Genomic DNA, 24,076 nt, shown 5'->3' on the forward strand with positions numbered 1-24,076 from the left:
ATATGGGCTGTGGGCCGGTTAGCCACGCTCGGCCAGCGGCACGAAGGGCCGCTTCACGTCGCCGGTGTAGAGCTGACGCGGACGGCCGATCTTCTGCACCGGGTCCTCGATCATCTCCTTCCACTGGCTGATCCAGCCGACGGTGCGGGCCAGCGCGAACAGCACGGTGAACATGCTGGTTGGGAAGCCCATCGCCTTCAGGATGATGCCCGAGTAGAAATCGACGTTCGGATAGAGCTTCTTCTCGATGAAGTACTCGTCCGACAGGGCGATCTTCTCCAGCTCCATCGCGATGTCCAGCAGCGGCTCGTCCTTGATGCCGAGCTCGCCGAGAACCTCGTGGCAGGTCTGGCGCATGACCTGGGCGCGCGGGTCGTAGTTCTTGTAGACCCGGTGGCCGAAGCCCATCAGGCGGAAGTTGTCGTTCTTGTCCTTGGCGCGGCGGACGAACTCGGGGATGCGCTCCACCGAGCCGATCTCCTCCAGCATCTTCAGCACGGCTTCGTTCGCACCGCCATGGGCCGGACCCCACAGCGAGGCGATGCCGGCGGCGATGCAGGCGAACGGGTTGGCGCCCGACGAACCCGCCAGACGGACGGTGGAGGTCGAGGCGTTCTGCTCGTGGTCGGCGTGCAGGATGAAGATCTTGTCCATCGCCTTGGACAGGATCGGGTTGACCTTGAACGGCTCGCAGGGCGTGCCGAAGGTCATGTAGAGGAAGTTTTCCGCGTAGGACAGGTCGTTGCGCGGATACATGAAGGGCTGGCCGGTCGAGTACTTGTAGGCCATCGCCGCGATCGTCGGCATCTTGGCGATCAGGCGGTGCGCGGCGATCTTGCGCGCGGTCGGATCGTTGATGTCCAGCGAGTCGTGGTAGAAGGCCGACAGGGCGCCGACGACGCCGCACATGATCGCCATCGGGTGGGCATCACGGCGGAAGCCGCTGTAGAACTTGGTCAGCTGCTCGTGCACCATCGAGTGGCGGCGCAGGATGTTCTCGAACTCCGTGCGCTCGGCCGCGGTCGGCAGGTGGTTGTTGAGCAGGAGGAAGCAGACTTCCGGGAAGGTCGAATGCTCGGCCAGCTCATCGATGGCGTAGCCGCGGTGCAGCAGCACACCCTCGTCGCCGTCGATGTAGGTGATGCCCGATTCGCAGCTGCCCGTGGAGGTGAAGCCCGGATCGTAGGTGAAATAGCCGGTCTCGGCGTAGAGCTTGCGGATGTCGATCACGCTCGGCCCGACGCTGCCGTGCATGATCGGCATCGTGACCTGCTTGCCCGTCTTATTGTCGATGAGGGTAACGGTGTCCTTGCCGTCCTCAGTCTGGGTCATCTCGGCACGTCCTTATCGTTGAGGGTCGGGCTTAGCGCCCTTTTTTCGTCGGCGCAGCATAGTTCCATGGCTGCCCGATGGCAACGCACGGAAATGACCATTATGCTGCACCCGCTGCATCGCGGATGCGAGAAAGCGTCGCTTCCCGACCCAGCAGTTCAGCCACCTCGAAGATCGGCGGCGATACCGTCGAACCGGTCAGCGCGGCGCGCAGCGGCTGCGCCACTTTGCCCAGCTTTTCGCCCCGTGCCTCGGCGAAGGCGCGGACCTGGGATTCGAGCGCGGCGGCGGTGAATTCCGGCTCGGCGGCGAAGGCTGCCGCCAGTTCCTTCAACAGAGTGCGGCCCTTTTCATCCAGCAGAGCGGTTGCTTTTTCGTCATAGCTGAGCGGCCGCGGCGCAACGTAGAAGCGTGCGCTCTGGGCCAGATCGACGACAGTGCGGGCGCGCTGCTTCAGCCCATTCATCGCCCGCGTCAGAAGGTCGCGTTCCGCCTCGGACAGGTTGCGGCCGAGATCGGCCTCCAGCCTCGGGGCGATCAGGCCGAGCAGGCGGGAATCATCGGCCAGACGCATATAATGGGCGTTCAGATTCTCCAGTTTGGCGAAGTCGAAGCGCGACGCCGACCGGCCGATGCTCTCCAGGTTGAACCACTCGATCGCCTGTTCGGTCGAGATGATCTCGTCATCGCCGTGCGACCAGCCGAGCCGCAGCAGATAGTTGCGGACCGCCTCCGGCAGATAGCCCATGTCGCGGTAGGCATCGACGCCCAGCGCGCCATGGCGCTTGGACAGCTTGGCGCCGTCCGGCCCGTGGATGAGCGGGATATGGCCGAAGCGCGGCAGGTCCCAACCCATGGAATTGAAGATCTGGATCTGGCGGAAGGTGTTGGTCAGATGATCGTCGCCGCGGATGACGTGGGTGACGCCCATGTCGTGGTCGTCCACCACCACCGCCAGCAGATAGGTCGGCGTGCCGTCGGCGCGCAGCAGGATCAGGTCGTCGAGCTGGGCGTTCTGCACCGTCACCTCGCCCTGGACGAGGTCGTTCAGGACGGTCTGGCCTTCCTGCGGCGCCTTCAGGCGGATCACCGGTGCCACGCCCGGAGGGGCGTCGGACTCGGGACGGTCACGCCAGCGGCCGTCGTAGCGCATCGGCTGGCCGGCGGCCTTCTGGGCGGCGCGCATCTCCTCCAGCTCTTCCGGGCTGCAATAGCAACGATAGGCCTTGCCGGCGGCCAGCATCTGGTGCGCGACCTCGGCATGACGGTCCTTGCGCCCGAACTGGCTGACGGCATCGCCGTCCCAATCCAGGCCCAGCCACTTCAGCCCGTCGATGATGGCGTCCACCGCCGCGTCGGTGGACCGTTGCCGGTCGGTGTCTTCGATCCGCAGCAGGAACTGACCGCCGGTGTTGCGGGCGTACAGCCAGTTGAACAGGGCGGTGCGGCCACCGCCGATGTGCAGAAAGCCGGTCGGCGACGGAGCGAAGCGGGTGACGACGGTCATCGGTCTCTCAATTTCCGGTTCGGCGCTGGTATGATGCGCCGGTGGTTCGACACCGTGGTTTAACACAGCCACCCGGCTTGGAGGCAATGCGATGCGCGCATGGACGGTCGTTGAGGGGCTCGCGGGTGGCATCGCTGCGCCCGGAATCCGTTACCGGTGACGGCCGCCGGCTGGCCGGAGGAGGAAACCGACGGCCCCCCGGCGCTCGGCGGAGGCTGGCGGCGCCTGCTGGCGCGCGTGGGTGGGCAACTCGTGGCGCTCGCGGAGGCGGAGGGCGAGCGCTGGGTGCTGTGGCTGCCCGTCGCCTTCGGGGCGGGGGTATCGTTCTATTTCGGCCTGCGGCAGGAGCCCGACTGGTGGATTGGCGCGGCTGCGGTCGGCGGCTGCGCGGTGCTGGTTCTGGCGCTGCGGCGATGGTTCGCCATGACCGGTGTGGCGATGGCGCTGTTGATGCTGGCGGCGGGGTTCCTGGTGGCGCAGGCGCACACCATCCGCATGGCGGCACCGGTGCTGAGCCGCAGCATCGCCGGGGCGACCGTCACCGGCCGGGTGATGGCGGTGGAACGGCGGCCGGGCGCGACGCGGATCACACTGCGGGAGGTGAGCGTCAGCAGGCTGGCGCCGGAACGGACGCCGGCCGCCGTGCGCATCCGCCTGTCGGACCGCTTTCCGGCACCAGCGCCCGGGTCGGTGGTGCGGCTGCGGGCGACGCTGCTGCCGCCGCAGGCGCCGGCCGAACCAGGCGCCTTCGACTTCCAGCGGCGGGCCTGGTTCATGGGGCTGGGCGGCACGGGCTTCGCCACCGGTGCGCCGGAACTGGTCGAGGCGCCGCCGGTGACGGGATGGAGCACGGTCGCCATCGCCTTCGAGAAGGCGCGCGGCGCGATTGCCGAGCGGGTGGCGGCAGCCATCGGCGACCCGGTGGAGGCGAGCGTCACCACGGCGCTGCTGAACGGCGAGGAGTTCGGCATCCCGGAAGCGACGATGGACGACTTCCGCAACAGCGGGTTGGCGCATCTGCTGTCGATCTCCGGCCTGCATGTCGGCATCGCCGCCGGCATCCTGTTCTATGTCGTGCGGGCGTTGCTGGCGTCGGTGCCCTACATCGCGCTGCGGTGGCCGATCAAGAAGATCGCCGCGCTGTTCGGCATCCTGTCGGCGCTTGGCTACACGCTCCTGGTCGGGGCGCCGCTGCCGACGGTGCGGTCGGTGCTGATGACCGGCATGGTGATGGGAGCGATCATGCTGGACCGTCACCCGTTGAGCATGCGGCTGGTCGCCTTCGCCGGGCTGGTCACCATGGCGATGGATCCGGAGGGGATGCTGGGCCCGAGCTTCCAGATGTCCTTTGCCGCGGTGGTGGCGCTGATCGCCGCCTTCGAGAAGGGCAGCGCCAGGCTGGCGGACTGGCGGCGCGATGCGGGATGGATCGTGCGCGGGCTGTTCTATGTCGGCGGGATCCTGCTGACCAGCGTGGTGGCGACGCTGGCGACCTTGCCCTTCTCGCTCTTCCATTTCCAGCAGATCGCCTTCTATGGCGTGCTGTCGAACCTGATCGCCATTCCCATCACGTCCTTCTGGGTCATGCCGTGGAGTTCTGATCGCCTACGCGCTGCTGCCCTTCGGACTGGAGGCGCCGGCGCTGATCGCCATGAACTGGGGCGACCGGGCGGTGATCTGGACGGCGGAATTCTTCGGCCGTCTCCCCTGGGCTTCGCTGACCGTGCCGGCGATGCCGGCGGAAGGCTTTGCGGTGCTGGTGATGGGAGGGATCTGGCTCTGTCTTTGGACGCGCTGGTGGCGGTGGCTGGGGATGCTGCCGGTCCTGGCCGGGCTGGCCTCGCCGATGCTGGCGGTGCGGCCGGATGTGCTGGTGGCCGGCGACGGGACGGTGATGGCGGTCAGGCTGCCGGACGGACGACTGAGCGCATCGGTCAAGGGCGGCGGCCGGATGACCGAAACCTGGCGGGAGCGCGATGGCGAGCGGTCGGTGGCCGATCCCTGGCCGGCCGACGGGGGATGGAGCGGGGGAGGGCGGTCGCTGGACTGCGACGCGTTTGGCTGCCTGTACCGGGTGCAGGGAAAGACAGTGGCGTTGCCGCGGCTGCCGGATGCGCTGGACGAGGACTGTGGGGCAGCTGATGCGGTGGTGACGGCGGAGGTGGCGCGGCGCTGCCGGGCGGATTCTGGTGGTGGACCGCTGGACCCTGCGCCATGAGGGCGCGCATACGCTGACGGTGACCGCCGAGGGGGTGACGGTGGAGACGGTGCGCGGGCTGCGGGGAGATCGGCCCTGGACCGGAGGAAAGTGAGAGGAACTTGGACATCGCCGATCCCATCCGCCGCGGGGACGGAGGAGAGGATCGGCGGTTGGGCTCGAAAAGCTCAGTACTTGCGCACGAGACCGACCAGCTTGCCCTGCACGCGGACGCGGTCGGCGCCGAAGATGCGGGTTTCATAGGCGGCGTTGGCGGGTTCCAGGGCGATGGTGTTGCCCTTGCGGCGCAGGCGCTTCAGCGTCACTTCGCCCTCGTCCACCAGAGCGACGACGATGGTGCCGTTCTCCGCCGCATCGCAGCGCTGGATGACGATGGTGTCGTGGTCGAGGATGCCGGCCTCGATCATCGAGTTGCCGGAAACCTCCAGCGCATAATGGTCGCCACCGGTCAGCATGGAGGCGGGGACATCGACGAAGGCGCTGTTGTCGCGCAGCGCCTCGATGGGCGTACCGGCGGCGATCCGGCCATAGAGCGGGAGCTGCACCGTCTCGTTCGCGGCGGCCGGCGTCGGTGCGGGGGGAGCGGCGTCGCGGCCGGCGAAGGCGAAATCGCCCTTGATGACGTTGGGCTGGAACTTCGGCTTGGGAGCCGCGGTCCGGTTGCGGGAAGCGTCGAGACCCTCGGGAAGGCGCAGAACCTCCAACGCACGGGCCCGGTGGGGCAGGCGGCGGATGAAGCCGCGCTCCTCGAGCCCGGTGATCAGGCGATGGATACCCGACTTGGACTTCAGGCCCAGGGCGTCCTTCATCTCGTCGAACGACGGCGAGACACCGCCCTGGCCAAGCCGTTCGTGGATGAACAGCAGCAATTCGTGCTGCTTGCGCGTGAGCATGGATGCCTCCCGGCCTCGGCCAGACTGAAGATGGAACAAAAACTAAACGTTGCTCCATGTTCTAGTTTGGTTCCTGCCGCGCGTCAAGCCCTCCATCGGCATCTTTTAGAACTTGAGGGGAACATCTGGAACGGCATGAAACAGTTTTCCGGGTGATGTTCAACTGTTCCAGCCGGCCGTTCCGGCGCTCTGCTCAGGCGCTCTGCTGAAGTCTAGATGCTGAGCGCCCCATCCGTCAAAGGAAGCACTGTCACCATCGCGCCGGCCGGTTCCGGGTCGGCATGGGGCGGGCGGGGGATCAGGCAATCGGCCTGGGCGTACAGGGTGGTGATGGCGCTGTCCTGCCGGGCGAAGGGTGTCACGGTCAGGACACCGTCCGGGCCGGCGGCCAGCGTGGCGCGCAGATACTCCTCGCGCCGGTCGTTGGCCCTCAACGGGCCGGTCAGGCGGGCGCGCAGCGGCAGACGGTCGTCCTCCGGCGGCAGGCCCTGCAGCACGCGCAGGACCGGGCGGAGGAACAGGAGCGCCGTGACGCCGGTGGACACCGGGTTGCCGGGCAATCCCAGCAGCGGCACAGACCCGGCACGGCCGAACATCAGCGCCTTGCCCGGACGCATCGCCACCGTCTGCACCTCCAGCGCCACGCCGCGTTCGGCAAGCACATCGCGCACGAGGTCGTAATCGCCCTGTGCCGCCCCTCCGGTGGTGACCAGCAGGTCGCAACCGGCCGCACCCTTCGCCAGTGCCGCCACGCTCTCCGCCGTGTCCCTGGCGACGCCCAGATTGTGGGCGATCCCACCCTGGGCGGTCACCAGGGCGCAGAGGCCAAGCGCATTGGTGCTGACGATCTGGCTCGGACCCAGCGGGTCGCCGGGCAGGGCGATCTCGTCGCCGGTGGCAAGCACGGCGATGCGCGGCCGGCGATGGACCGACAGCCAAGGCACGTTGCCGCCGGCGGCCAGCGCGATGTCGCGCGCGGTCAGGCGCCGGCCCTTTGGCAGAAGCTCCTGACCGGCCGTGAAGTCGAATCCGGCCTCGCGGACGAAGCGGCCGGCGGCCACGGCGCGGCCGATCCGCACGGTGGCGTCGTCGGCGCTGCAATCCTCCTGCATCACCACGGCGTCGGCACCGCCGGGCAGGGGCGCGCCGGTGAAGATGCGCACCGCCTCGCCCCGGCCGACGCTGCCGGTGAAGGCATGGCCGGCGGCGGATTCGCCGATGCGGCGCAGCGGGACGGGGGCCTCGGCGGTCGCAGCGGCGATGTCGGCGGCACGCACGGCCCAGCCATCCATGGCGGCGGCGTGAAAGGGCGGCTGGGTCAGCCGGGCGACCACCGGTTCGGCCAGCACACGGCCGAGCGCGTCGGGCAGGGCGACGGTTTCCGCCGGGAGGGCGGCGAAGGCCGACAGGATGCGGGCGCGCGCCTCGGCGACGGAGATCATCGCGTCAGGCTCCGGTGGAGGAGGATGTGGACGCGCCCCACTCGCCGCTCTTGCCGCCGGCCTTGTGCAGCAGGCGCACATCGGTGACGGTCATGCCGCGGTCCACCGCCTTGCACATGTCGTAGACCGTCAATGCTGCGATGGTGACGGCGGTCAACGCCTCCATCTCCACGCCGGTCTGGCCCTTCAGCTTGCAGGTCGCCGTCACGTCCACCGCGTTGCGGGCGGGGTCGCAGGACAGGTCGACCTTGACCGAGGTCAGCATCAGCGGGTGGCACAGCGGGATCAGGTCGGGCGTGCGCTTGGCCCCCATGATGCCGGCCAGCCGGGCGACCGACAGCACGTCGCCCTTCTTCACCCCGCCCTGCATGATGAGATCAAGGGTTTCCGGCTGCATCAGCACGGTCGCCGCGGCTGTCGCGGTGCGTTCGGTGTCGGCCTTGTCGGAGACGTCGACCATCACCGCCTTGCCCTCGGCGTCGAAATGGGTGAAGCCGGTCATCGGGCGGTCTCCGTCAGAAATTTTTCCATGAAGACGCTGACGCCATTGTCTTCGTAGCAGGCATAGGGGCCGCGGTCGGTGAAGCCGGCCTTGCGGTAGAGCGCCAGCGCTTCGGGCTGGTGGATGCCCGATTCGAGCAGCAGGGCGTCCAAGCCCTCCGCCCGCGCCAGATCCTCCAGCCGGGCGAGCAGACGGTCGCCGATGCGCTGTCCGCGGGTGGCGGGATCGACATACATCCGCTTGATCTCGCCATAGCCGGTCGGATCGACGCGGAGTGCGGCGCAGCCGACCGGAACGCCGTCCTTGCGGGCGACGAGGAAGCGCAGGTCCGGCGCTTCCAATTCGCCGATGTCGAGCAGGTGGCAGGTATCCGCCGGATAGAGATCCAGCAGATAGCGGTCGAGCGCCGCCACCAGCGCGATCACGGCATCCTGGCGCGGGCTCTCCGCAGCGATCAGCACATCGTCTGTCACATCGGCCACCATCTCGGTCATCGCATCACACCGGAGCCAGCAGGGCACGGGTGGCGGCGGTCACATCGGCCTGCCGCATCAGCGATTCGCCGACCAGGAAGCAGCGCGCCCCGACCTTCGCCATCCGCGCCAGATCGACGGGGTTGTAGAGCCCGCTTTCGGCCACCAGCATGCGGTCGGCCGGCACGTTGGCGGCCAGTTCCTCCGTCGTCGCAATATCGACCGCCAAGGTCTTGAGATTGCGGTTGTTGACGCCCAGCAGCGGCGTCCTCAGCAGCAGCGCGCGGTCCAGCTCGGCGCGGTCATGCACCTCGACCAGCACGTCCAGGCCCTGGGCGATGGCGGCGTCCTCGATCTCCGCCGCCTGGGCGTCGGACAAGGAGGCCATGATGATCAGGATGCAGTCGGCGCCCAGCGCGCGGGCTTCGACGATCTGGTAAGGATCGACCATGAAGTCCTTGCGCAGAACCGGCAAATCCACTGCGGCACGGGCCGCCACCAGATATTCGTCCCTGCCCTGGAAATAGGGCTCGTCGGTCAGCACCGACAGGCAGGTGGCACCGCCCTCGCGGTAGGCACGGGCCAGGGCCGGCGGGTCGAAGTCGGCGCGGATCAGGCCCTTGGACGGGCTCGCCTTCTTGATCTCGGCGATCAGCCCGTAACGCCCGGCCTCGACCGCGGCGCTCAGCGCCCGGATGAAGCCACGCGGCGGGTTGCTCTCGTTGGCGGCCCTGGCGGCGGCCTCCACCTCCGACAAAGGGCGGGCGGCCTTGCGGGAGGCCACCAGGGCGCGCTTGTCGTCGTTGATGCGGGTCAGAACGTCGCTCATCAGGCCACTGCCTCGTTGGTGATGGCGACCAGCCGGCGCAGCCGGTCGCGGGCGCCGCCGCTGTCGATGGCGTCGGCGGCCAGGGCGACACCGTCCTTCAGGGTCGCGGCCTTGCCGGCCACCAGCAGGGCGGCGGCGGCGTTCAACAGGACGATGTCGCGGTAGGGGCTGCGCACCCCGTCGAACAGGGCATGGATCGCCTCGGCGTTGACCTGGGCGTCGCCGCCCTTCAACTCCTCGATTCGGGCGCGGGGCAGGCCGGCATCCTCCGGCGTCACCTCGAACACCGTCACCTCGCCGTCCTTCAACTGGGCGACGGTGGTGGGGCCGGTGGTGGTGATCTCGTCCAGCCCGTCGGAGCCATGGACGACCCAGGCGGCCTCGGAACCCAGCCGCTTCAGCACCTGGGCCAGCGGCTCCACCCACTGCTTGGAGAAGACGCCAAGCACCTGCCGCCTGGCGGTCGCTGGGTTGGCGAGCGGACCCAGCAGATTGAAGACGGTGCGGGTGCCGAGCTCGACGCGGGTCGGGCCGACGTTGCGCATGGCGAGGTGGTGGCGCGGCGCCATCAGGAAGGCGATGCCGGCGTCCCACAGCGCCTTGCGGACCAGCGCGAAGTCGCAGTCGAGGTTGACGCCGAGCGAGCCGAGCACGTCGGCGGCACCGGACTTCGACGAGATGGCGCGGTTGCCGTGCTTGGCGACAGGCACGCCGCAGGACGACACCACCAGCGCGGCGGCGGTGGAGATGTTGTAGGTGCCCGCACCGTCGCCGCCGGTGCCGCAGGTGTCGATGGTGCCGGGAGGCGCTTCGACCGGGATCGCCTTGGCGCGCATGACGCGGGCGGCGCCGGTGATCTCGTCCACCGTCTCGCCGCGGACGCGCAGCGCCATCAGGAAGCCGCCCATCTGCGACGGGGTGGCGTTGCCGGACATGATGATGTCGAAGGCGAAGCCAGCCTCGGCCTCGGTCAGGGCGGCGCCGGTGGCGACCTTGCCCAGGATGGCCTTCATGTCGGACAGATCGCCGCTCATGCCGCGGTCTCCAGGCCCGCGTTCACCGGGCGGGGACGGGTCAGATCCAGGAAGTTCTGCAGGATCTGGTGGCCGTGCTCGCTCTCGATGCTTTCGGGATGGAACTGCACGCCGTGGATCGGCAGCTCGCGGTGGGCCAGCGCCATGATCAGGCCGTCGGCGGTCTCGCCGGTCACCTCCAGGCAGGCCGGCAGCGAGTCGCGCTCGACGATCAGCGAATGGTAGCGGGTGGCGCGGAACGGGCTGGGCAGGCCGGCGAGCACGCCGCGGCCCTCGTGCCGGATGTTGTCGACCTTGCCGTGCATGGGAACCGGCGCGCGGATCACCCGGCCGCCGAAGGCCTGCCCGATGGACTGGTGGCCGAGGCAGACGCCCATCAGAGGCAGGCGGGCCTTGGCGGCGGCGTCGATCAGGGGCAGGCAGATGCCGGCGCGGTCGGGATCGCAGGGGCCGGGGGACAGGACGATGCCGTCGGGGCGGAGCGCCATCGCCTCGTCCACCGTCAGGGCGTCGTTGCGGCGGACCTGCACGTCGGCGCCAAGCTCGCCGAGGTAATGGACGAGGTTGTAGGTAAAGCTGTCGTAGTTATCGATGAGCAGCAGCATGCGCCTTCCGCCTTCCACCTTTGCCCGGCCACCGTCGCCCGGGTCGTCCGGGCCGTTCCGGCCCCGTTCCAACGAGGGACACCCTAGCGGCTGAAAAGGGGGATTTCCAGCCTCCGCGCAGAACTTTGCCCCTGGGCCCCCGCGTCCTCACCGGCAGTCGAGCTGCGGCGGCGTCTTCGGCTCGTCCAGGACGTTGCCGCGGATGTCGGTTTCCAGCGTCAGGGTGCAGCGGCGGGTCTGGCGCGGCAGGTCGGCGGCGAGCGTCGCCTCGGTGCCGCGATACCGGCAGAGCACGAAGAGCTTGCCGCGCTGCGCGGCGTCGAACTCCCAGAGCTGGACCAGACGGCGCGCATGCCTGGTCTCGCTGTCGGGCGCCAGGGTGGTGCGCGCGGCGCTGGCCATCTGCTGGGCGCGGTCGCCCTCGATCAGGGTGATGCCGATGAAGCCGTGGCTGTCACGGCCCGGATAGGGCGCCCAGCCGCCGGGCGCCTCCGGCTGGGCGGTCACGCTGACGGTCGGCGGGCATTGCGGGCCGCCGGCAGCCAATGCCGGAGAGGCGGTGGCCAGCAGCAGCGGGACGATGACGAGGAAAGGGCGCATCGGGCGGTCTCCGGAGACTGGTCGGGCCAGTGGAAAGACGGTGCCGTTGCGGCGGCCGTCTTGTGTCGTTTGAGCAATTGCGGTCGCGGCGGCAGGGTGCCACTGTGCGCCGCCCCGGTCGCAGGATGGACATCGTCACCATGGCCCGCAAGGCGCCTTCGAAAGCCCGCAAGGTTCCGCTTCCCCCCTTTCTGTCGAATCCCTTCGTCCTGGCTCTGGCGGCAGTCGCCGCGGTGTTCGCTGTGGCGATCGGCGTGGCGACGCTGACCGGCGGACGGTCCGGCGGCGAGCGTGTCCAGCAGGCCTCCGTTCAGCAGAGTCCGGCCCAGCAGGCCCCACCCCAGCAGGCTGCCGTGCCGCCGGCTCCCCCCTCGCTGCCGGCGGCGAAGGCGGAGGCCCCGGCGCCCGCACAGCATGCGGCGGACGGCCCGGAGCATGCGGTGCCGGAAAAGCCGGCCCAGGCGGAAGCGCGTCCGCCCGCCACCACCGTGGCGATGCTGCCACCGCCGGTTCCCCCGGCCCAGCCGCCGGTGCAGGCGCCTTCGGGCAATGCGGCATTGTGGCGCAGGAATGCGCTGCCGGCCGAGGTTCCGCAGGGCCGGCCGATCATCGCCATCGTCATCGACGACATGGGGCTGGACCGCAAGCGCTCGTCCCGGATGGCCGGGCTTCACGGCCCGCTGACGCTGTCCTGGCTGCCCTATGCCCGCGACCTGTCGGCCCAGTCGAAGGCGGCCCGCGCCAACGGGCATGAGCTGATGCTGCACATGCCGATGGAGCCCAGCGTGAAGGCCGATCCCGGTCCGAACGCGCTGCTGGTCTCGCTGGACAAGGGCGAGATCGTGAAGCGGTTCCGCGCGGCTTTGGACAGCTTCGATGGCTATGTCGGGGTGAACAACCATATGGGCAGCCGATTTACCGCCGACCGCGCGGCTCTGGCGCCGGTGCTGACGGAACTGCACCGGCGCGGGCTGCTGTGGCTGGACAGCCGGACGACGCCCAACAGCGCCGGAATCGGGCTGGCGCAGGAACTGAAGATGCCCTGGATCGGGCGCGACGTGTTCCTCGACAATGTCGAAACCGTGGCGGCGGTGAAGGCCCAGCTGACCAAGACCGAACAGGTTGCGAAGCGTCAGGGCTACGCCGTCGCCATCGGCCACCCGCATGATGCGACAATCGAGGCTCTGGCGTCCTGGTTGCCGGATGTGCAAAAGCGTGGCTTCGTTCTTGTCCCGGTCAGCGCGGTGGTGCGGACGCACCATGCCGGAGGTTGACCCGACCCAAAGGAAGCCCGTGGCGATGCCTGTAACGATGACCGATGCGTACAAGGTGGATGGGATGACCTGTGGCGGCTGCGCCCGCTCCGTTTCCAACGCGATCACCAAGGCGGCCCCGAATGCCGCGGTGACCGTCGATCTCGCAACCGGCACAGTCGTGGTCGCCGGCAGCATCCCGGCCGAACTGGTGCAGCAGGCGGTCGAGGCTGCGGGATTCGATTTCGGCGGAGCGGCGGCCTGATCGTGCTGCTGTTGCGGCGCAACAAAACCGTTTTCTTGTTGTGGGTATTGCGGCATGCTCGGACCGATGCGATCCGTTCCGCGAGGGTGCGATGCCGCTCTATTCCTACCGTTGCCAGTCCTGCGGCCAGGGGTTCGAGACCCTGGTCCGCTCCGGTGAGATGCCTGCCTGCCCGTCCTGCGGCGGTGCAGATCTGACCCGCCAGCTGTCGAACGTGGCGCCGGAGGGCAAGTCCGGTGCCATCCTCCAGTCCGCCCGCCGGCAGGCTTCCAGGGAGGGGCATTTCAGCAACTATTCCCGGTCGGAACGGCCGAAGGTTTAGACAGGGGCGGGCAGGGTCAGACGGCCGAGCCGGACGGGGCGGTTTCGGCCGTCACGGTCGCTGCGATCCACGTCTCCAGACGCTCGGCCGCCGCCTGCCAGTCCTGTTCCAGCATCATCGCATGGCCCATGCCCGGCATGAACACCGGCTGGGTGCCCAGCGCTATGGCGGTGGCGACGATCTCGGCGGGCGGGAACAGCAGATCCTCCTCGGCCCCCATCACCAGCACCGGCATGTCGCGCGGCGGCAGGATTGGGAAGGGGATCCAGCCGCCGATGTCGAGCAGGACGCGGCGCGATTCCTCCTGAAGATAGCTCTCGTACTTGGCCGCTTCGGCGTGCGGCATCTTGTCGGAGAACATGGCCCGGCGGATGGCCTCGGGGTTGATTGCGGTCTCGCCGAAGGCCATCAGCATCGACATCTGCTGGAACACGTAGGGCGAACGCCAGGCCAGCCCCATGGTGGAGGTCAGCAGGCCGTAGGGCGGTGCCGACGCCATCAGCACGCCGGTCGGAAAGCGGCGCTTCGCCAGCGCGCGCTGCACCACCATGCCGCCCATCGAATGGCCGATCAGCACCGGGGGAGCGGACAGGCGGCCCGCCGCCTCCAGCACGTCGTCGACATAGTCGGCGATGCCGAACTCATGCAGCCGGTCGCGTCCTTCGCTGTTGCCGTGGCCGCGGAGCGAGACGGCATGCGCCTCCCATCCCCGTTCGGCGAACCAGGGCAGGAACTTGGCGTCCCAGATCCAGGCGCCGCTGAAGGCGCCATGGACGAACAGGAGCGGCGGCAACTTGGCAGTTCCGGAGGGGGCAGTTCCGGAGGGACGGCGGCTGATGATTTCCAGGCGGGACATCGGATCGCAGGTTGTTGTTTTGCACCGCAATAAGCATGGTGGGCGAAACGGCGCCTGTCCAGCGGCGGCACCGGCAACCCTGCTTTGTAAAGGCCTGCTTTGTAAGGGGACTTGGCAGCGTTTGACGCCGCCGGTCCGGTTTGCGACAGTCCGGACCCACAACACAGAGCCGGAGAGCGCCCGTGCCGAACCCACCGGTCCTCGACCCCGCGACGCTGACCGCCGAAACCGGCACCACCGACTATCCGCAGCCCTTCCGGCCGCAGGTCGCCGGGCGGCACCGGGTGGTGCTGGGCGATCCGCTGGGGCTGATCAATTTCGGCGTCAACCTGACCACGCTGGCGCCCGGCGCCTCCTCCGCCCTGCGCCACTGGCACAGCCGGCAGGACGAGTTCGTCTATGTGGTGGACGGCGACCTGACGCTGGTGACCGATGCGGGCGAGACGCTGCTGACCGCGGGCATGTGCGCAGGATTTCCGCATGGCGTCGCCGACGGGCACCGGCTGATCAACCGCAGCGACCGGCCCGCCAGCTATCTGGAGGTCGGCGACCGCAGCGGCGGCGACGAGATCGATTATTCCGACGAGGACATGGTCTGGCGCGACGGCGCCTACCACCACCGGGACGGGACCGTCTGGGAATGAGTGCCGACGTCACCCTGGTGCTGGGCGGCGCCCGCTCGGGCAAGAGCCGTTATGCCGAGGGGCTGGTGACGGCGCTGGGCGGGCCGCGCATTTACATCGCCACCTCGCAGGTGTGGGACGCCGAGATGGCCGAGCGGGTGGCGCAGCACCGCGACGACCGCGGCCCGGACTGGAGGACGGTGGAAGAGCCGCGCGACCTGACCGGAAGCTTGCGCCGGCAGGCCGCCGAGGGCACCGGCGTCCTCGTCGATTGCCTGACCCTGTGGCTGACCAACCTGATGATGGCTGAGGCCGACATCGCGGCGGAGACCGCGGCGCTGGTGGAACTGCTGCCGACGCTTCCCGGCCGGGTCGTGCTCGTTTCCAATGAGGTCGGGCTCGGCATCGTGCCCGACAACGCGCTGGCGCGCCGCTTTCGCGACCATGCCGGCCGCCTGCACCAATCCATCGCGGCCGTGGCGCCGCGCGTCGTGCTGACCGTCGCCGGTCTGCCGATGTTCGTGAAAGGGACTCCTGCATGACTGCCGATACAGACGAGCTGAACCGCCGCCACGCCGAGAAGATGAAGCGGCGCAAAGCGTTGCAGGAGCGGGCGCTCGCCTCCAAGACGGTGGAGAAGGGCCTGCTGATGGTCCACACCGGCAAGGGCAAGGGCAAATCGACAGCCGCGTTCGGCCTGATGATGCGCGCCGTCGGCCATGGCTTGCGCGTCGGCATGGTGCAGTTCGTCAAGGGCGCCTGGTCCACCGGCGAGACGGTGGCGCTGGAGCGCTTCGAGGATCTGGTCGATTTCCACACGATGGGCGAGGGCTTCACCTGGGACACCCAGGACCGCGCCCGCGACATCGCCGCCGCCGAAGCCGCCTGGACCAAGGCGAAGGAGCTGATGGCCGACCCGCGCTATCGCCTGATCGTGCTGGACGAGCTGAACATCGTGCTGCGCATGGATTATCTGCCGTTGGACGAGGTGCTGGCGACGCTGGCCGCCCGCCGGCCGGACCTGCATGTCTGCATCACCGGCCGCAACGCCAAGCCAGAACTGATCGCCGCCGCCGACCTCGTCACCGAGATGACGCTGGTCAAGCATCCGTTCGAGGCCGGGGTGAAGGCCCAGGCCGGCATCGAGTTCTGACGCCATGCCGTCACAGCCGATACGATCTAGGGCGATCATGCTGCAGGGCACCGGTTCCGACGTCGGCAAGTCGCTGCTGGTGGCCGGGCTGTGCCGGGCGCTGGTGCGGCGCGGGCTGAGCGTCCGGCCGTTCAAGCCGCAGAACATGTCCAACAACGCCGCGGTCACGGCGGACGGCGGCGAGATCGGCCGTGCCCAGGCGCTCCAGGCGCGGGCCTGCGGCGTGGCGCCCAGCGTCCACATGAACCCGGTGCTGCTGAAGCCGCAGTCGGACATCGGCAGTCAGGTGGTGGTGCGCGGCGTGGTGGTCGGCACCGCGCGCGCCGCCGACTATCAGGCCCGCAAGCGCGAACTGCTCGGCACCGTTCTGGACAGTTTCGAGCGGCTGCGGGGCGAGGCCGACATCGTGGTGGTCGAGGGGGCCGGCAGCCCGGCGGAGGTCAATCTGCGGGCCGGCGACATCGCCAACATGGGCTTCGCCACCGCCGCCGACGTGCCGGTCCTGCTGGTCGGAGACATCGACCGTGGCGGCGTGATCGCCAGTCTGGTGGGCACCCACGCACTTCTACCGAAATCTGAACAGGAGCGCATCAAGGGCTTTCTGATCAACAAGTTCCGCGGCGATGTTCGCCTGTTCGATGAAGGGCTGCGGATCATCGAGAGCCACACCGGCTGGCGCGGATTCGGCGTGGTGCCCTGGCTGAAGGAAGCGGCGACCCTGCCGGCCGAGGACGCGGTGGCGCTCGACCGGCCGCGGGAGGCCGGCAATGGGGCGCTGCGGATCGCCGTGCCGATGCTGTCGCGCATCGCCAACTTCGACGATTTCGATCCGCTGGCGCAGGAGCCGGGCGTCGCCCTGACCATGGTGCGTCCGGGTCAGCCGCTGCCCGGCGATTGCGATCTGGTGATCCTGCCCGGTACCAAGGCGACCGTCGCCGACCTTGCCTTCCTGCGGGCGCAGGGCTGGGACATCGACCTGATGGCCCATTGGCGGCGCGGCGGCCGGGTGCTGGGCATCTGCGGCGGCTACCAGATGCTGGGCCGGCGCATTGCCGATCCCGACGGCATCGAAGGCCCGCCCGGCGAGGCCGCCGGGCTCGGGCTGCTGGATGTCGAGACGGTGCTGAAAGGTCCCAAGGTGCTGGAGGAGGCCCGCGGCACGGAGCGGCGCACCGGTGCCGCGGTGGCGGGCTACGAGATGCATATGGGCCGCACCGAGGGGGCCGACCGGGCGCGGCCGATGCTGGAGCTTGCCGGCGGCGGAACCGATGGGGCGGAGTCGGCGGACGGGCGGGTGGCGGGCTGCTACCTGCACGGCCTGTTCACCGCCGACGGCTTCCGCTCGGCCTATCTGCGCCGGCTGGGAAGCGCCGGGTCGGATCTCGGCTATGGTGTGGCGGTCGAGCGGGCGCTGGACGCGGTTGCCGACCGGCTGGAGAGCGTGCTGGATGTGGACGGGCTGCTGACAGTTGCGCAGGGGTGAGGGAAGGGGGCGACGCCCCCTCAAACCGCCTCCTGCTCCACCGATAACGCGCGCGGCAGCTTGAAGACGATGTTCTCGGTCGCGGTGCGCAGTTCTTCCACCGTCACGTCGAAGCGGCTGCGGGCAGCCTCGATGACCTCCTCCACCAGCACTTCCGGGGCGGACGCGCCGGCGGTGATGCCGAGGCGGGCGACGCCGGCCAGCGCGCTCCAGTCGATGTCGGCGGCGCGCTGGACCAGCTGGGCGGCCGGGCAGCCATGGGTCTTCGCCACCTCGACCAGACGCTTGGAGTTGGAGGAGTTCGGCGCGCCCAGGACCAGCAGCGCCTCCACCTTCGGCGCGATGGCCTTCACCGCCGCCTGACGGTTGGTGGTGGCGTAGCAGATGTCCTCCTTCTTCGGCCCGGCGATGGCGGGGAAACGGGCCTGGAGCGCGGCCAGGATCTCCGTGGTCTCGTCGACCGACAGGGTGGTCTGGGTGGCGTAGGCGAGGTTTTCCGGGTCGCTCACCTCCAGCGTCGCGACGTCGGCCACCGTCTCCACCAGCACCACAGCGCCCGCGGGCAGCTGGCCCATGGTTCCGATGACCTCGGGATGGCCGGCATGGCCGATCAGGACGATCTGCTTGCCGTCCTCGTGATGGCGCTCGGCCTCGCGGTGGACCTTGCTGACCAGCGGGCAGGTGGCGTCGAGATAGAACAGCCCGCGCGCCTCCGCCGCCTGCGGCACCGATTTCGGCACGCCATGGGCGGAGAAGACCACCGGGCGGCCGTCCGGCACCTCGGTCAGCTCATCGACGAAGACGGCGCCCTTGGCCTCCAGGCTTTCGACCACGAAGCGGTTGTGGACGATCTCGTGCCGCACATAGACCGGCGCCCCGAAGCGCTCCAGCGCCGTCTCGACGATCTGGATCGCCCGGTCCACCCCGGCGCAGAAACCGCGCGGTGCCGCCAGCAGGATGGTCAGGGGCTGGCGGGTTGGGGAATTGGTCGTGGTCATATGCGCTGTACCGCCCTTGCGTGGATTGGGTCGCCCTTAGGTAATCCTGTGCTGAACGGTCACAAGGGATAGAACCGCCGCGCGGTCTTGTGCCGGTCAAGCTGGGACACTAAAGTCGCGATCCAACAGCCCGTTAACCGATCAGGCCGAACCGATGGACCGCCGCGACCGTAATATAGGAACCCCCGCCCGGAAAAGCCCGCTGGCGTCCCTCTTTGGGATGGGCCGCCCTGCGTTGCTCGCGGCCGGGGCCGTTCTGGTGCTTTCCGGCTGCTCCGGCATGGGGTTGGGGCCGACGAACCCGTCGGAAGCGGCGCTGGCCTGCCCGAAGGTCAACATCGTCCGCGACCTGCAGGAAGTGACGGTGTTCCGTCCCGGCGGCAAGGATCTGACCGATCTGGAGTCGCGCGCCGCCCTGACCGATTTCACCGGCAGCTGCGACTACACCAGCAGCGGCGTCACCGTGAACGTGAACGTCTATCTGGTGGCGGAACGCGGTCCGGCGCTCCAGGGCACCACGGCCAAGTACCAGTATTTCGTCGCCGTGGCCCAGCCGGACGACACGCTGGTGTCGAAGGCCTATTTCGACACCGACGTGACCTTCGTCCCCGGCCAGCCGCGCGCCGGCACCCGCGAGGAACTGACGCCGAAGATCCCGCTGCCCAAGGACGCCAACGCCAAGGACTGGAAGATCTATCTCGGCTTCCAGCTGACGCCCGAGCAGCTGAACTTCAACCGGACGCAGGTGAAGAAGTAAGCGCTTCTGCTCATCGGTGCCGGAACCTTCTCTTTCCGACTGTCATTCCCGTCTCAGAGGGGATGACGGTCGGGGCAGGGCGGGCGTGGAGCCCAATCCCTCCAATTGACAAACCTGTCCATTCGCGACAGTGTGCCGCCATCACGCCGATGATCCCTCGCGGGAGAGATCGCTTGTGAGTTTGTCGTAAATCGGCAGGTCCGCAGGCGGCGCCGAAGGAGCAACCGCCCCCGGAAACTCTCAGGCAAAAGGACCGCAAGGGGATAAGGCAACTCTGGAAAGCAGCCTCGGCGCCCAGTCGCCGCGACTCACCGAAGGAGTAAACCGGGTGCCCGGCTCGACCGGACGGCGGTGAATCTCTCAGGTCCAAGACAGAGGGGGCAGCTTCCTGCACCGATCCCGGTGCGGGTGCCGTAACCCTGTCGGAGGACCAGCGTGACCGAGGCCGCAACCGCTCTCAAGACCACCCCGCTGCACGCGCTCCATGTCGAGCTTGGCGCCCGCATGGTCCCCTTCGCCGGCTATGACATGCCGGTGCAGTATCCCCTGGGCATCCTCAAGGAACACCAGCACACCCGCGAGAAGGCCGGGCTGTTCGACGTGTCCCACATGGGGCAGGTCCGCCTGACCGGCGCCGATCCGGCCGCCGCATTGGAAACGCTGGTTCCCGGGGACATCAAGGGGCTGGCGCAGGGCCGCATGCGCTACACGCTGTTCCTGAACGAGCAGGGCGGCATCCTCGACGATTTGATGGTGACCAATGCCGGCGATCACCTTTTCCTGGTTGTGAATGCCGCCTGCAAGGAGCAGGACGTCGCCCACCTGCGCGAGAAGCTGGCCGGCAAGGCCGAGGTGGAGCTGCTGGACGATCTGGCGCTGATGGCGCTCCAGGGTCCGATGGCGGCCGAGGTGATGGCCCGCTTCGTCCCGGAAGCCGCCACCATGAAGTTCATGAGCTACCTGTCCGCCACCTTCAAGGGCGTGCCGGTGATCCTGACCCGCTCCGGCTACACCGGCGAGGACGGCTACGAGATCTCCTGCGACAAGGCGGACGCGGAGATGATCGCCCGTGCGCTGCTGGGCGAATCGGAGGTCGAGGCCATCGGTCTGGGCGCCCGCGACTCGCTGCGGCTGGAGGCCGGGCTCTGCCTCTACGGCCACGACATTGACACCACCACGACGCCGGTCGACGGTGCGCTGGAATGGACGCTGCCGAAGCGCCGCCGCGCCGAGGGCGGTTTCCCCGGCTACGACATCATCCACCGGCAGTTGACTGAGGGCGCCGCGCGCCGCCGCGTCGGCATCCAGCCGGAAGGCCGACAGCCGGCCCGCGAGCACACCGAAATCCAGGATGCCAAGGGTACCGTCATCGGCGAGATCACCAGCGGCGGCTTCGGCCCGACCGCCGGCGCGCCGGTCGCCATGGGCTATGTCGACATCGCGAACTCCGCGGTGGGCACGCCTCTGACTCTGATCGTGCGCGGCAAGCCGCTGCCCGCCCGCGTCGCCGCCACGCCCTTCGTGCCGCAACGCTATTACCGGGGCTAATGCCTCGGCGTTTCCAACCACAAGCAACCGTTTCGAACAGGGAAATCTTCAGATGACCAAGAAATTCACCAAGGACCACGAGTGGGTTCAGGTCGATGGCGATGTCGCCACCGTCGGCGTCACCGATTTCGCCCAGAGCCAGCTGGGAGACGTGGTGTTCGTCGAGCTGCCCGAGGCCGGCCGCGTGCTGGAGAAGGGCAAGGAAGCCGCCGTCGTCGAATCGGTGAAGGCCGCCAGCGACGTCTACGCCCCGGTGTCCGGCACCGTCGTGGAGGCCAACCAGGCCCTGGTGGACGACCCGTCGATGGTCAACAGCGCCGCCGAAACCGATGGTTGGTTCTTCAAGCTTCAGCTCAAGGACGCCTCCGAACTGGATGGTCTGATGGACGAAGCGGCCTACAAGGCCTTCGTGGAGGAATCCCACTAACATGCGCTATCTGCCCCTGACCGAGGCCGACCGGCAGTCGATGCTGGAGGCCATCCGCGCAACATCGGTCGAAGACCTGTTCCGCGACGTTCCAAAGGCGGCCCGTCTGGCCGGCCCGATCGGGGGCTTGCCCAACCATATGGGCGAGCTTGAGGTCGAACGGCTGCTCGGCTCCATGGCGGCCAAGAATGTGCCGGCGGGGTCGGTGCCGAGCTTCCTCGGCGCCGGCGCCTACCGTCATCATGTTCCGGCCACCGTCGACCATCTGGTCCAGCGCGGCGAGTTCCTGACCGCCTACACGCCGTACCAGCCGGAGGTGAGCCAGGGCACGCTTCAGGTCCTGTTCGAGTTCCAGACCCAGGTCGCGCTGCTGACCGGGATGGATGTGGCCAACGCCTCGATGTATGACGGCGCCACCTCCTGCGCCGAGGCCGTCATGATGGCCAACCGCGTCACCCGGCGGAAGAAGGCGATCCTATCCGGCGGCCTGCACCCGCATTACCGCGACGTGACCACCACCGACGCCCGCTTCATCGGCTTCGAGGCGGTGGCATTGCCGGCCGCCCCGACCGGCGGCGAGGATCTGCTGGCGCTGGTCGACGACAAGACATCCTGCGTCGTCGTGCAGAACCCGGACGTGTTCGGCCATGTCCGCGACTACACCGATCTGGCCGCCGCCTGCCAGGCCAAGGGCGCGCTGCTGATCGTCGTGGTGACCGAAGCGCTGTCGCTCGGCCTGCTGACGCCGCCGGGCGACATGGGCGCCGACATCGTCGCGGCGGAAGGACAGTCCTTCGGCAACGCGCTGAACTTCGGCGGCCCCTATGTCGGGCTGTTCGCGGTGAAGGACAAATATGTCCGCCAGATGCCGGGCCGCCTGTGCGGCGAGACGGTGGATGCCGACGGCCGCCGCGGCTTCGTGCTGACGCTCTCTACCCGCGAGCAGCACATCCGCCGCGAGAAGGCGACCTCGAACATCTGCACCAACTCCGGTCTGTGCGCGCTGGCCTTCTCGATCCATGTCAGCCTGCTGGGCGAAGCGGGGATCACGCAGCTGGCCCAGCTGAATCACGCCAAGGCGGTCCAGATGGCCGACAAGCTGGCGGCGGTTCCGGGTGTCGAGGTGCTGAACGACGGCTTCTTCAACGAATTCACCGTCAAGCTGCCGAAGCCGGCCGCCGCGGTGGTCGAGGAACTCGCCAAGCGCCGCATCCTCGGCGGCGTGCCGGTGTCGCGCCTTTATCCGGGCGAGATGGAAGACCTGCTGCTGGTCGCCGTCACCGAGACCAACACCGACGCCGACATGGACGCCTTCGCTGCCGCTCTGAGTGAGGTTCTGGCATGAGCATGAACAACCAGGGCCGTCCGTCGGCCATTCCGGCCGGTGCCGCCTCGTTCGACGGCGTGACCGGCACCGTCACCGGCAACCGCGGCCTCCAGATCGAAGAGCCGCTGATCTTCGAGCAGGACAGCGCAGGCCGCACCGGCGTCGATCTGCCCGAATTGCCGAAGGTGGCCTCGCGCCTGGGTGCGGTGAAGCCGCGCGCCAAGGTGGGGCTGCCCGGCCTCGCCGAGCCGCAGGTGGTCCGCCACTACACCCGCCTGTCGCAGAAGAACTACGCCATCGACAGCGGATTCTATCCGCTGGGCTCCTGCACGATGAAGCACAACCCGCGCCTGAACGAGAAGATGGCGCGGCTGCCGGGCTTCTCCGACGTGCACCCGATGCAGCCGGTCAGCACCGTGCAGGGTGCCCTGGAACTGATGGACCAGCTGGCCTATTGGCTGAAGACGCTGACCGGCATGGCCGCCGTGACGCTGGCGCCCGCCGCCGGTGCCCATGGCGAAATGTGCGGCATCATGGCGATCCGCTCCGCCCATGAGGCGAAGGGCGACAGCGGTCGCACCAAGATCCTGGTGCCGGAAAGCGCCCACGGCACCAACCCGGCGACCGCCGCCGCCTGCGGCTACAGCGTCGATGCCATCCCGGCGACCGCCGACGGCCGCGTCGATCTGGAGGCGCTGAAGGCCAAGCTCGGTCCCGACGTGGCCGGGCTGATGCTGACCAACCCGAACACCTGCGGCCTGTTCGAGCGCGATATCATCGAGATCGCCGAGGCGGTGCATGCGGCCGGCGGCTATTTCTACTGCGACGGCGCCAACTTCAATGCCATCGTCGGGCGGGTGCGTCCGGCTGACCTCGGCATCGACGTCATGCACATCAACCTGCACAAGACCTTCTCCACCCCGCATGGCGGCGGCGGTCCGGGGTCGGGGCCGGTGGTGTTCGCGGAGTCGCTGGCGCCCTACATCCCGGTGCCCTACGTCACCCACGGCAAGGACGGCTTCGCGCTGGTCGAGAACGCCGGCGAAGGCCCCGCCTTCGGCCGCATGAAAGCCTTCCACGGCCAGATGGGCATGTTCGTCCGCGCCCTGTCCTACATGCTGAGCCATGGTGCCGACGGGCTGTGGCAGGCGTCGGGCGATGCGGTGCTGAACGCCAACTACGTCATGGCGCGGCTGGAGGACGTCATGACGGCCTCCTTCGAGGGGCCGTGCATGCACGAGTGCCTGTTCGACGACCGCTTCCTGAAGGGGACGGGGGTCACCACGCTCGACATGGCGAAGGCGCTGATCGACGAGGGCTTCCACCCGATGACCATGTATTTCCCGCTGGTCGTCCACGGTGCCCTGCTGATCGAGCCGACCGAGACGGAAAGCAAGGCCAGCCTGGATCAGTTCGTCGATGCGCTGCGTGCGCTGGCCGAGCGGGCGAAGTCTGGCGATGTCGCCTATTTCCAGGCCGCGCCGCGTCTGACTCCGCGCCGTCGTCTGGACGAAACCGCTGCGGCCCGCAAGCCGGTGCTGCGCTGGACCCCGCCGGTGCCGGCGGAGGCTCTGGCGGCGGAGTAAGGGTGGAAACGACGCTCCCCCTTCCTGCATAGGAAGGGGGAGC

Annotated in this window: 25 protein-coding genes and 1 riboswitch; of the genes, 13 read left to right on the top strand and 12 right to left on the bottom strand. The window is 68.7% G+C overall.

Annotated features, from left to right (window positions below; translation table 11 throughout):
• Positions 1-18 precede the first annotated feature (18 nt).
• Both gltA and gltX read right to left on the bottom strand, forming a co-directional pair.
• Positions 19-1,332, bottom strand: coding sequence for a citrate synthase (gltA, locus tag ACWPN8_RS08105; protein ID WP_174469813.1), 1,314 nt, complete (start codon positions 1,330-1,332; stop codon positions 19-21).
• Positions 1,333-1,432: 100 nt separating this feature from the next.
• Positions 1,433-2,839, bottom strand: a complete 1,407-nt coding sequence (gltX, locus tag ACWPN8_RS08110) for a glutamate--tRNA ligase (RefSeq protein WP_492240457.1) — start codon at positions 2,837-2,839, stop codon at positions 1,433-1,435.
• A gap of 156 nt (positions 2,840-2,995) precedes the next feature.
• On the opposite strand from gltX, the gene ACWPN8_RS08115 reads away from it, so the two are divergent.
• Positions 2,996-4,981 carry a ComEC/Rec2 family competence protein gene (locus tag ACWPN8_RS08115; protein WP_492240458.1) on the top strand — a complete coding sequence of 662 codons (1,986 nt, stop codon included), beginning with the start codon at positions 2,996-2,998 and terminating at the stop codon, positions 4,979-4,981.
• 243 nt (positions 4,982-5,224) lie between these two features.
• On the opposite strand, the gene lexA is transcribed toward ACWPN8_RS08115, so the two are convergent.
• From lexA to ACWPN8_RS08155, 8 genes are all read right to left on the bottom strand, one after another.
• On the bottom strand, positions 5,225-5,950 hold the full coding sequence (lexA, locus tag ACWPN8_RS08120) for a transcriptional repressor LexA (RefSeq protein ID WP_492240459.1): 726 nt from the start codon (positions 5,948-5,950) through the stop codon (positions 5,225-5,227).
• A 212-nt stretch (positions 5,951-6,162) separates the two neighbouring features.
• The gene (locus ACWPN8_RS08125) at positions 6,163-7,392 is read right to left on the bottom strand and encodes a molybdopterin molybdotransferase MoeA (RefSeq protein WP_109096269.1); all 1,230 of its coding nucleotides are present in this window, start codon (positions 7,390-7,392) and stop codon (positions 6,163-6,165) included.
• Between the two features lie 4 nt (positions 7,393-7,396).
• On the bottom strand, positions 7,397-7,894 hold the full coding sequence (gene moaC, locus ACWPN8_RS08130) for a cyclic pyranopterin monophosphate synthase MoaC (RefSeq protein ID WP_109096270.1): 498 nt from the start codon (positions 7,892-7,894) through the stop codon (positions 7,397-7,399).
• Complete coding sequence (locus ACWPN8_RS08135) at positions 7,891-8,388, bottom strand: GNAT family N-acetyltransferase (protein ID WP_492240460.1); 498 nt, start codon at positions 8,386-8,388, stop codon at positions 7,891-7,893. Before ACWPN8_RS08135 ends, moaC begins: the two co-directional genes overlap by 4 nt.
• Positions 8,389-8,392: 4 nt before the next feature.
• Complete coding sequence (gene trpC, locus ACWPN8_RS08140) at positions 8,393-9,196, bottom strand: indole-3-glycerol phosphate synthase TrpC (RefSeq protein WP_492240461.1); 804 nt, start codon at positions 9,194-9,196, stop codon at positions 8,393-8,395.
• Positions 9,196-10,230 (bottom strand): anthranilate phosphoribosyltransferase, encoded by a 1,035-nt coding sequence (gene trpD / locus ACWPN8_RS08145; protein ID WP_109096273.1) that lies wholly within the window; start codon positions 10,228-10,230, stop codon positions 9,196-9,198. The genes trpC and trpD overlap by 1 nt, the downstream gene beginning before the upstream one ends.
• Positions 10,227-10,835 carry an anthranilate synthase component II gene (locus ACWPN8_RS08150; protein WP_492240462.1) on the bottom strand — a complete coding sequence of 203 codons (609 nt, stop codon included), beginning with the start codon at positions 10,833-10,835 and terminating at the stop codon, positions 10,227-10,229. The genes trpD and ACWPN8_RS08150 overlap by 4 nt, the downstream gene beginning before the upstream one ends.
• A 147-nt stretch (positions 10,836-10,982) precedes the next feature.
• Entirely contained in the window at positions 10,983-11,435 is a 453-nt protein-coding gene (locus tag ACWPN8_RS08155) for an STY0301 family protein (RefSeq protein WP_109096275.1), read from the bottom strand.
• 125 nt (positions 11,436-11,560) lie between these two features.
• On the opposite strand from ACWPN8_RS08155, the gene ACWPN8_RS08160 reads away from it, so the two are divergent.
• The 3 genes from ACWPN8_RS08160 to ACWPN8_RS08170 all read left to right on the top strand — a co-directional run bounded on the left by ACWPN8_RS08160 (position 11,561) and on the right by ACWPN8_RS08170 (position 13,275).
• Positions 11,561-12,709 (top strand): divergent polysaccharide deacetylase family protein, encoded by a 1,149-nt coding sequence (locus ACWPN8_RS08160; RefSeq protein ID WP_492240463.1) that lies wholly within the window; start codon positions 11,561-11,563, stop codon positions 12,707-12,709.
• Positions 12,710-12,734: 25 nt separating this feature from the next.
• Positions 12,735-12,953, top strand: coding sequence for a heavy-metal-associated domain-containing protein (locus tag ACWPN8_RS08165; RefSeq protein ID WP_492240464.1), 219 nt, complete (start codon positions 12,735-12,737; stop codon positions 12,951-12,953).
• A 91-nt stretch (positions 12,954-13,044) separates the two neighbouring features.
• A complete protein-coding gene (locus tag ACWPN8_RS08170; protein WP_492240465.1) occupies positions 13,045-13,275 on the top strand; it encodes an FmdB family zinc ribbon protein in 231 nt (76 codons plus the stop codon).
• A gap of 16 nt (positions 13,276-13,291) precedes the next feature.
• On the opposite strand, the gene ACWPN8_RS08175 is transcribed toward ACWPN8_RS08170, so the two are convergent.
• Positions 13,292-14,068 carry an alpha/beta hydrolase gene (locus tag ACWPN8_RS08175; RefSeq protein ID WP_492240466.1) on the bottom strand — a complete coding sequence of 259 codons (777 nt, stop codon included), beginning with the start codon at positions 14,066-14,068 and terminating at the stop codon, positions 13,292-13,294.
• Between the two features lie 245 nt (positions 14,069-14,313).
• On the opposite strand from ACWPN8_RS08175, the gene ACWPN8_RS08180 reads away from it, so the two are divergent.
• Genes ACWPN8_RS08180 through ACWPN8_RS08195 form a run of 4 tightly spaced genes read left to right on the top strand, consistent with a single transcriptional unit; the run spans position 14,314 to position 17,390 of the window.
• Positions 14,314-14,775, top strand: coding sequence for a cupin domain-containing protein (locus ACWPN8_RS08180; RefSeq protein ID WP_492240467.1), 462 nt, complete (start codon positions 14,314-14,316; stop codon positions 14,773-14,775).
• A complete protein-coding gene (gene cobU / locus ACWPN8_RS08185) occupies positions 14,772-15,296 on the top strand; it encodes a bifunctional adenosylcobinamide kinase/adenosylcobinamide-phosphate guanylyltransferase (RefSeq protein ID WP_492240468.1) in 525 nt (174 codons plus the stop codon). The genes ACWPN8_RS08180 and cobU overlap by 4 nt, the downstream gene beginning before the upstream one ends.
• Positions 15,293-15,907 (top strand): cob(I)yrinic acid a,c-diamide adenosyltransferase, encoded by a 615-nt coding sequence (cobO, locus tag ACWPN8_RS08190; protein WP_492240469.1) that lies wholly within the window; start codon positions 15,293-15,295, stop codon positions 15,905-15,907. Before cobU ends, cobO begins: the two co-directional genes overlap by 4 nt.
• 37 nt (positions 15,908-15,944) lie before the next feature.
• Positions 15,945-17,390, top strand: a complete 1,446-nt coding sequence (locus tag ACWPN8_RS08195; RefSeq protein WP_492240470.1) for a cobyric acid synthase — start codon at positions 15,945-15,947, stop codon at positions 17,388-17,390.
• A gap of 20 nt (positions 17,391-17,410) precedes the next feature.
• Here the strand turns inward: ACWPN8_RS08195 and ispH are convergent, their stop codons facing one another.
• Positions 17,411-18,388: a 4-hydroxy-3-methylbut-2-enyl diphosphate reductase gene (ispH, locus tag ACWPN8_RS08200; protein WP_174469829.1), complete on the bottom strand. Its 978-nt coding sequence runs from the start codon at positions 18,386-18,388 to the stop codon at positions 17,411-17,413.
• Positions 18,389-18,623: 235 nt separating this feature from the next.
• Between ispH and ACWPN8_RS08205 the strand changes: the two genes are divergently transcribed.
• From ACWPN8_RS08205 to gcvPB, 5 genes are all read left to right on the top strand, one after another.
• A complete protein-coding gene (locus ACWPN8_RS08205; protein ID WP_247872814.1) occupies positions 18,624-19,145 on the top strand; it encodes a hypothetical protein in 522 nt (173 codons plus the stop codon).
• 150 nt (positions 19,146-19,295) lie between these two features.
• Positions 19,296-19,411, top strand: a riboswitch (glycine riboswitch).
• Between the two features lie 169 nt (positions 19,412-19,580).
• A complete protein-coding gene (gene gcvT, locus ACWPN8_RS08210) occupies positions 19,581-20,693 on the top strand; it encodes a glycine cleavage system aminomethyltransferase GcvT (protein ID WP_492240471.1) in 1,113 nt (370 codons plus the stop codon).
• 52 nt (positions 20,694-20,745) lie between these two features.
• Entirely contained in the window at positions 20,746-21,120 is a 375-nt protein-coding gene (gene gcvH, locus ACWPN8_RS08215; RefSeq protein ID WP_492240472.1) for a glycine cleavage system protein GcvH, read from the top strand.
• 1 nt (position 21,121) lies between these two features.
• Positions 21,122-22,465: an aminomethyl-transferring glycine dehydrogenase subunit GcvPA gene (gene gcvPA / locus ACWPN8_RS08220; protein ID WP_492240473.1), complete on the top strand. Its 1,344-nt coding sequence runs from the start codon at positions 21,122-21,124 to the stop codon at positions 22,463-22,465.
• The gene (gene gcvPB, locus ACWPN8_RS08225; RefSeq protein ID WP_492240474.1) at positions 22,462-24,033 is read left to right on the top strand and encodes an aminomethyl-transferring glycine dehydrogenase subunit GcvPB; all 1,572 of its coding nucleotides are present in this window, start codon (positions 22,462-22,464) and stop codon (positions 24,031-24,033) included. The genes gcvPA and gcvPB overlap by 4 nt, the downstream gene beginning before the upstream one ends.
• Positions 24,034-24,076 lie beyond the last annotated feature (43 nt).

Source organism: Azospirillum sp. UENF 112521 (assembly GCF_058780665.1).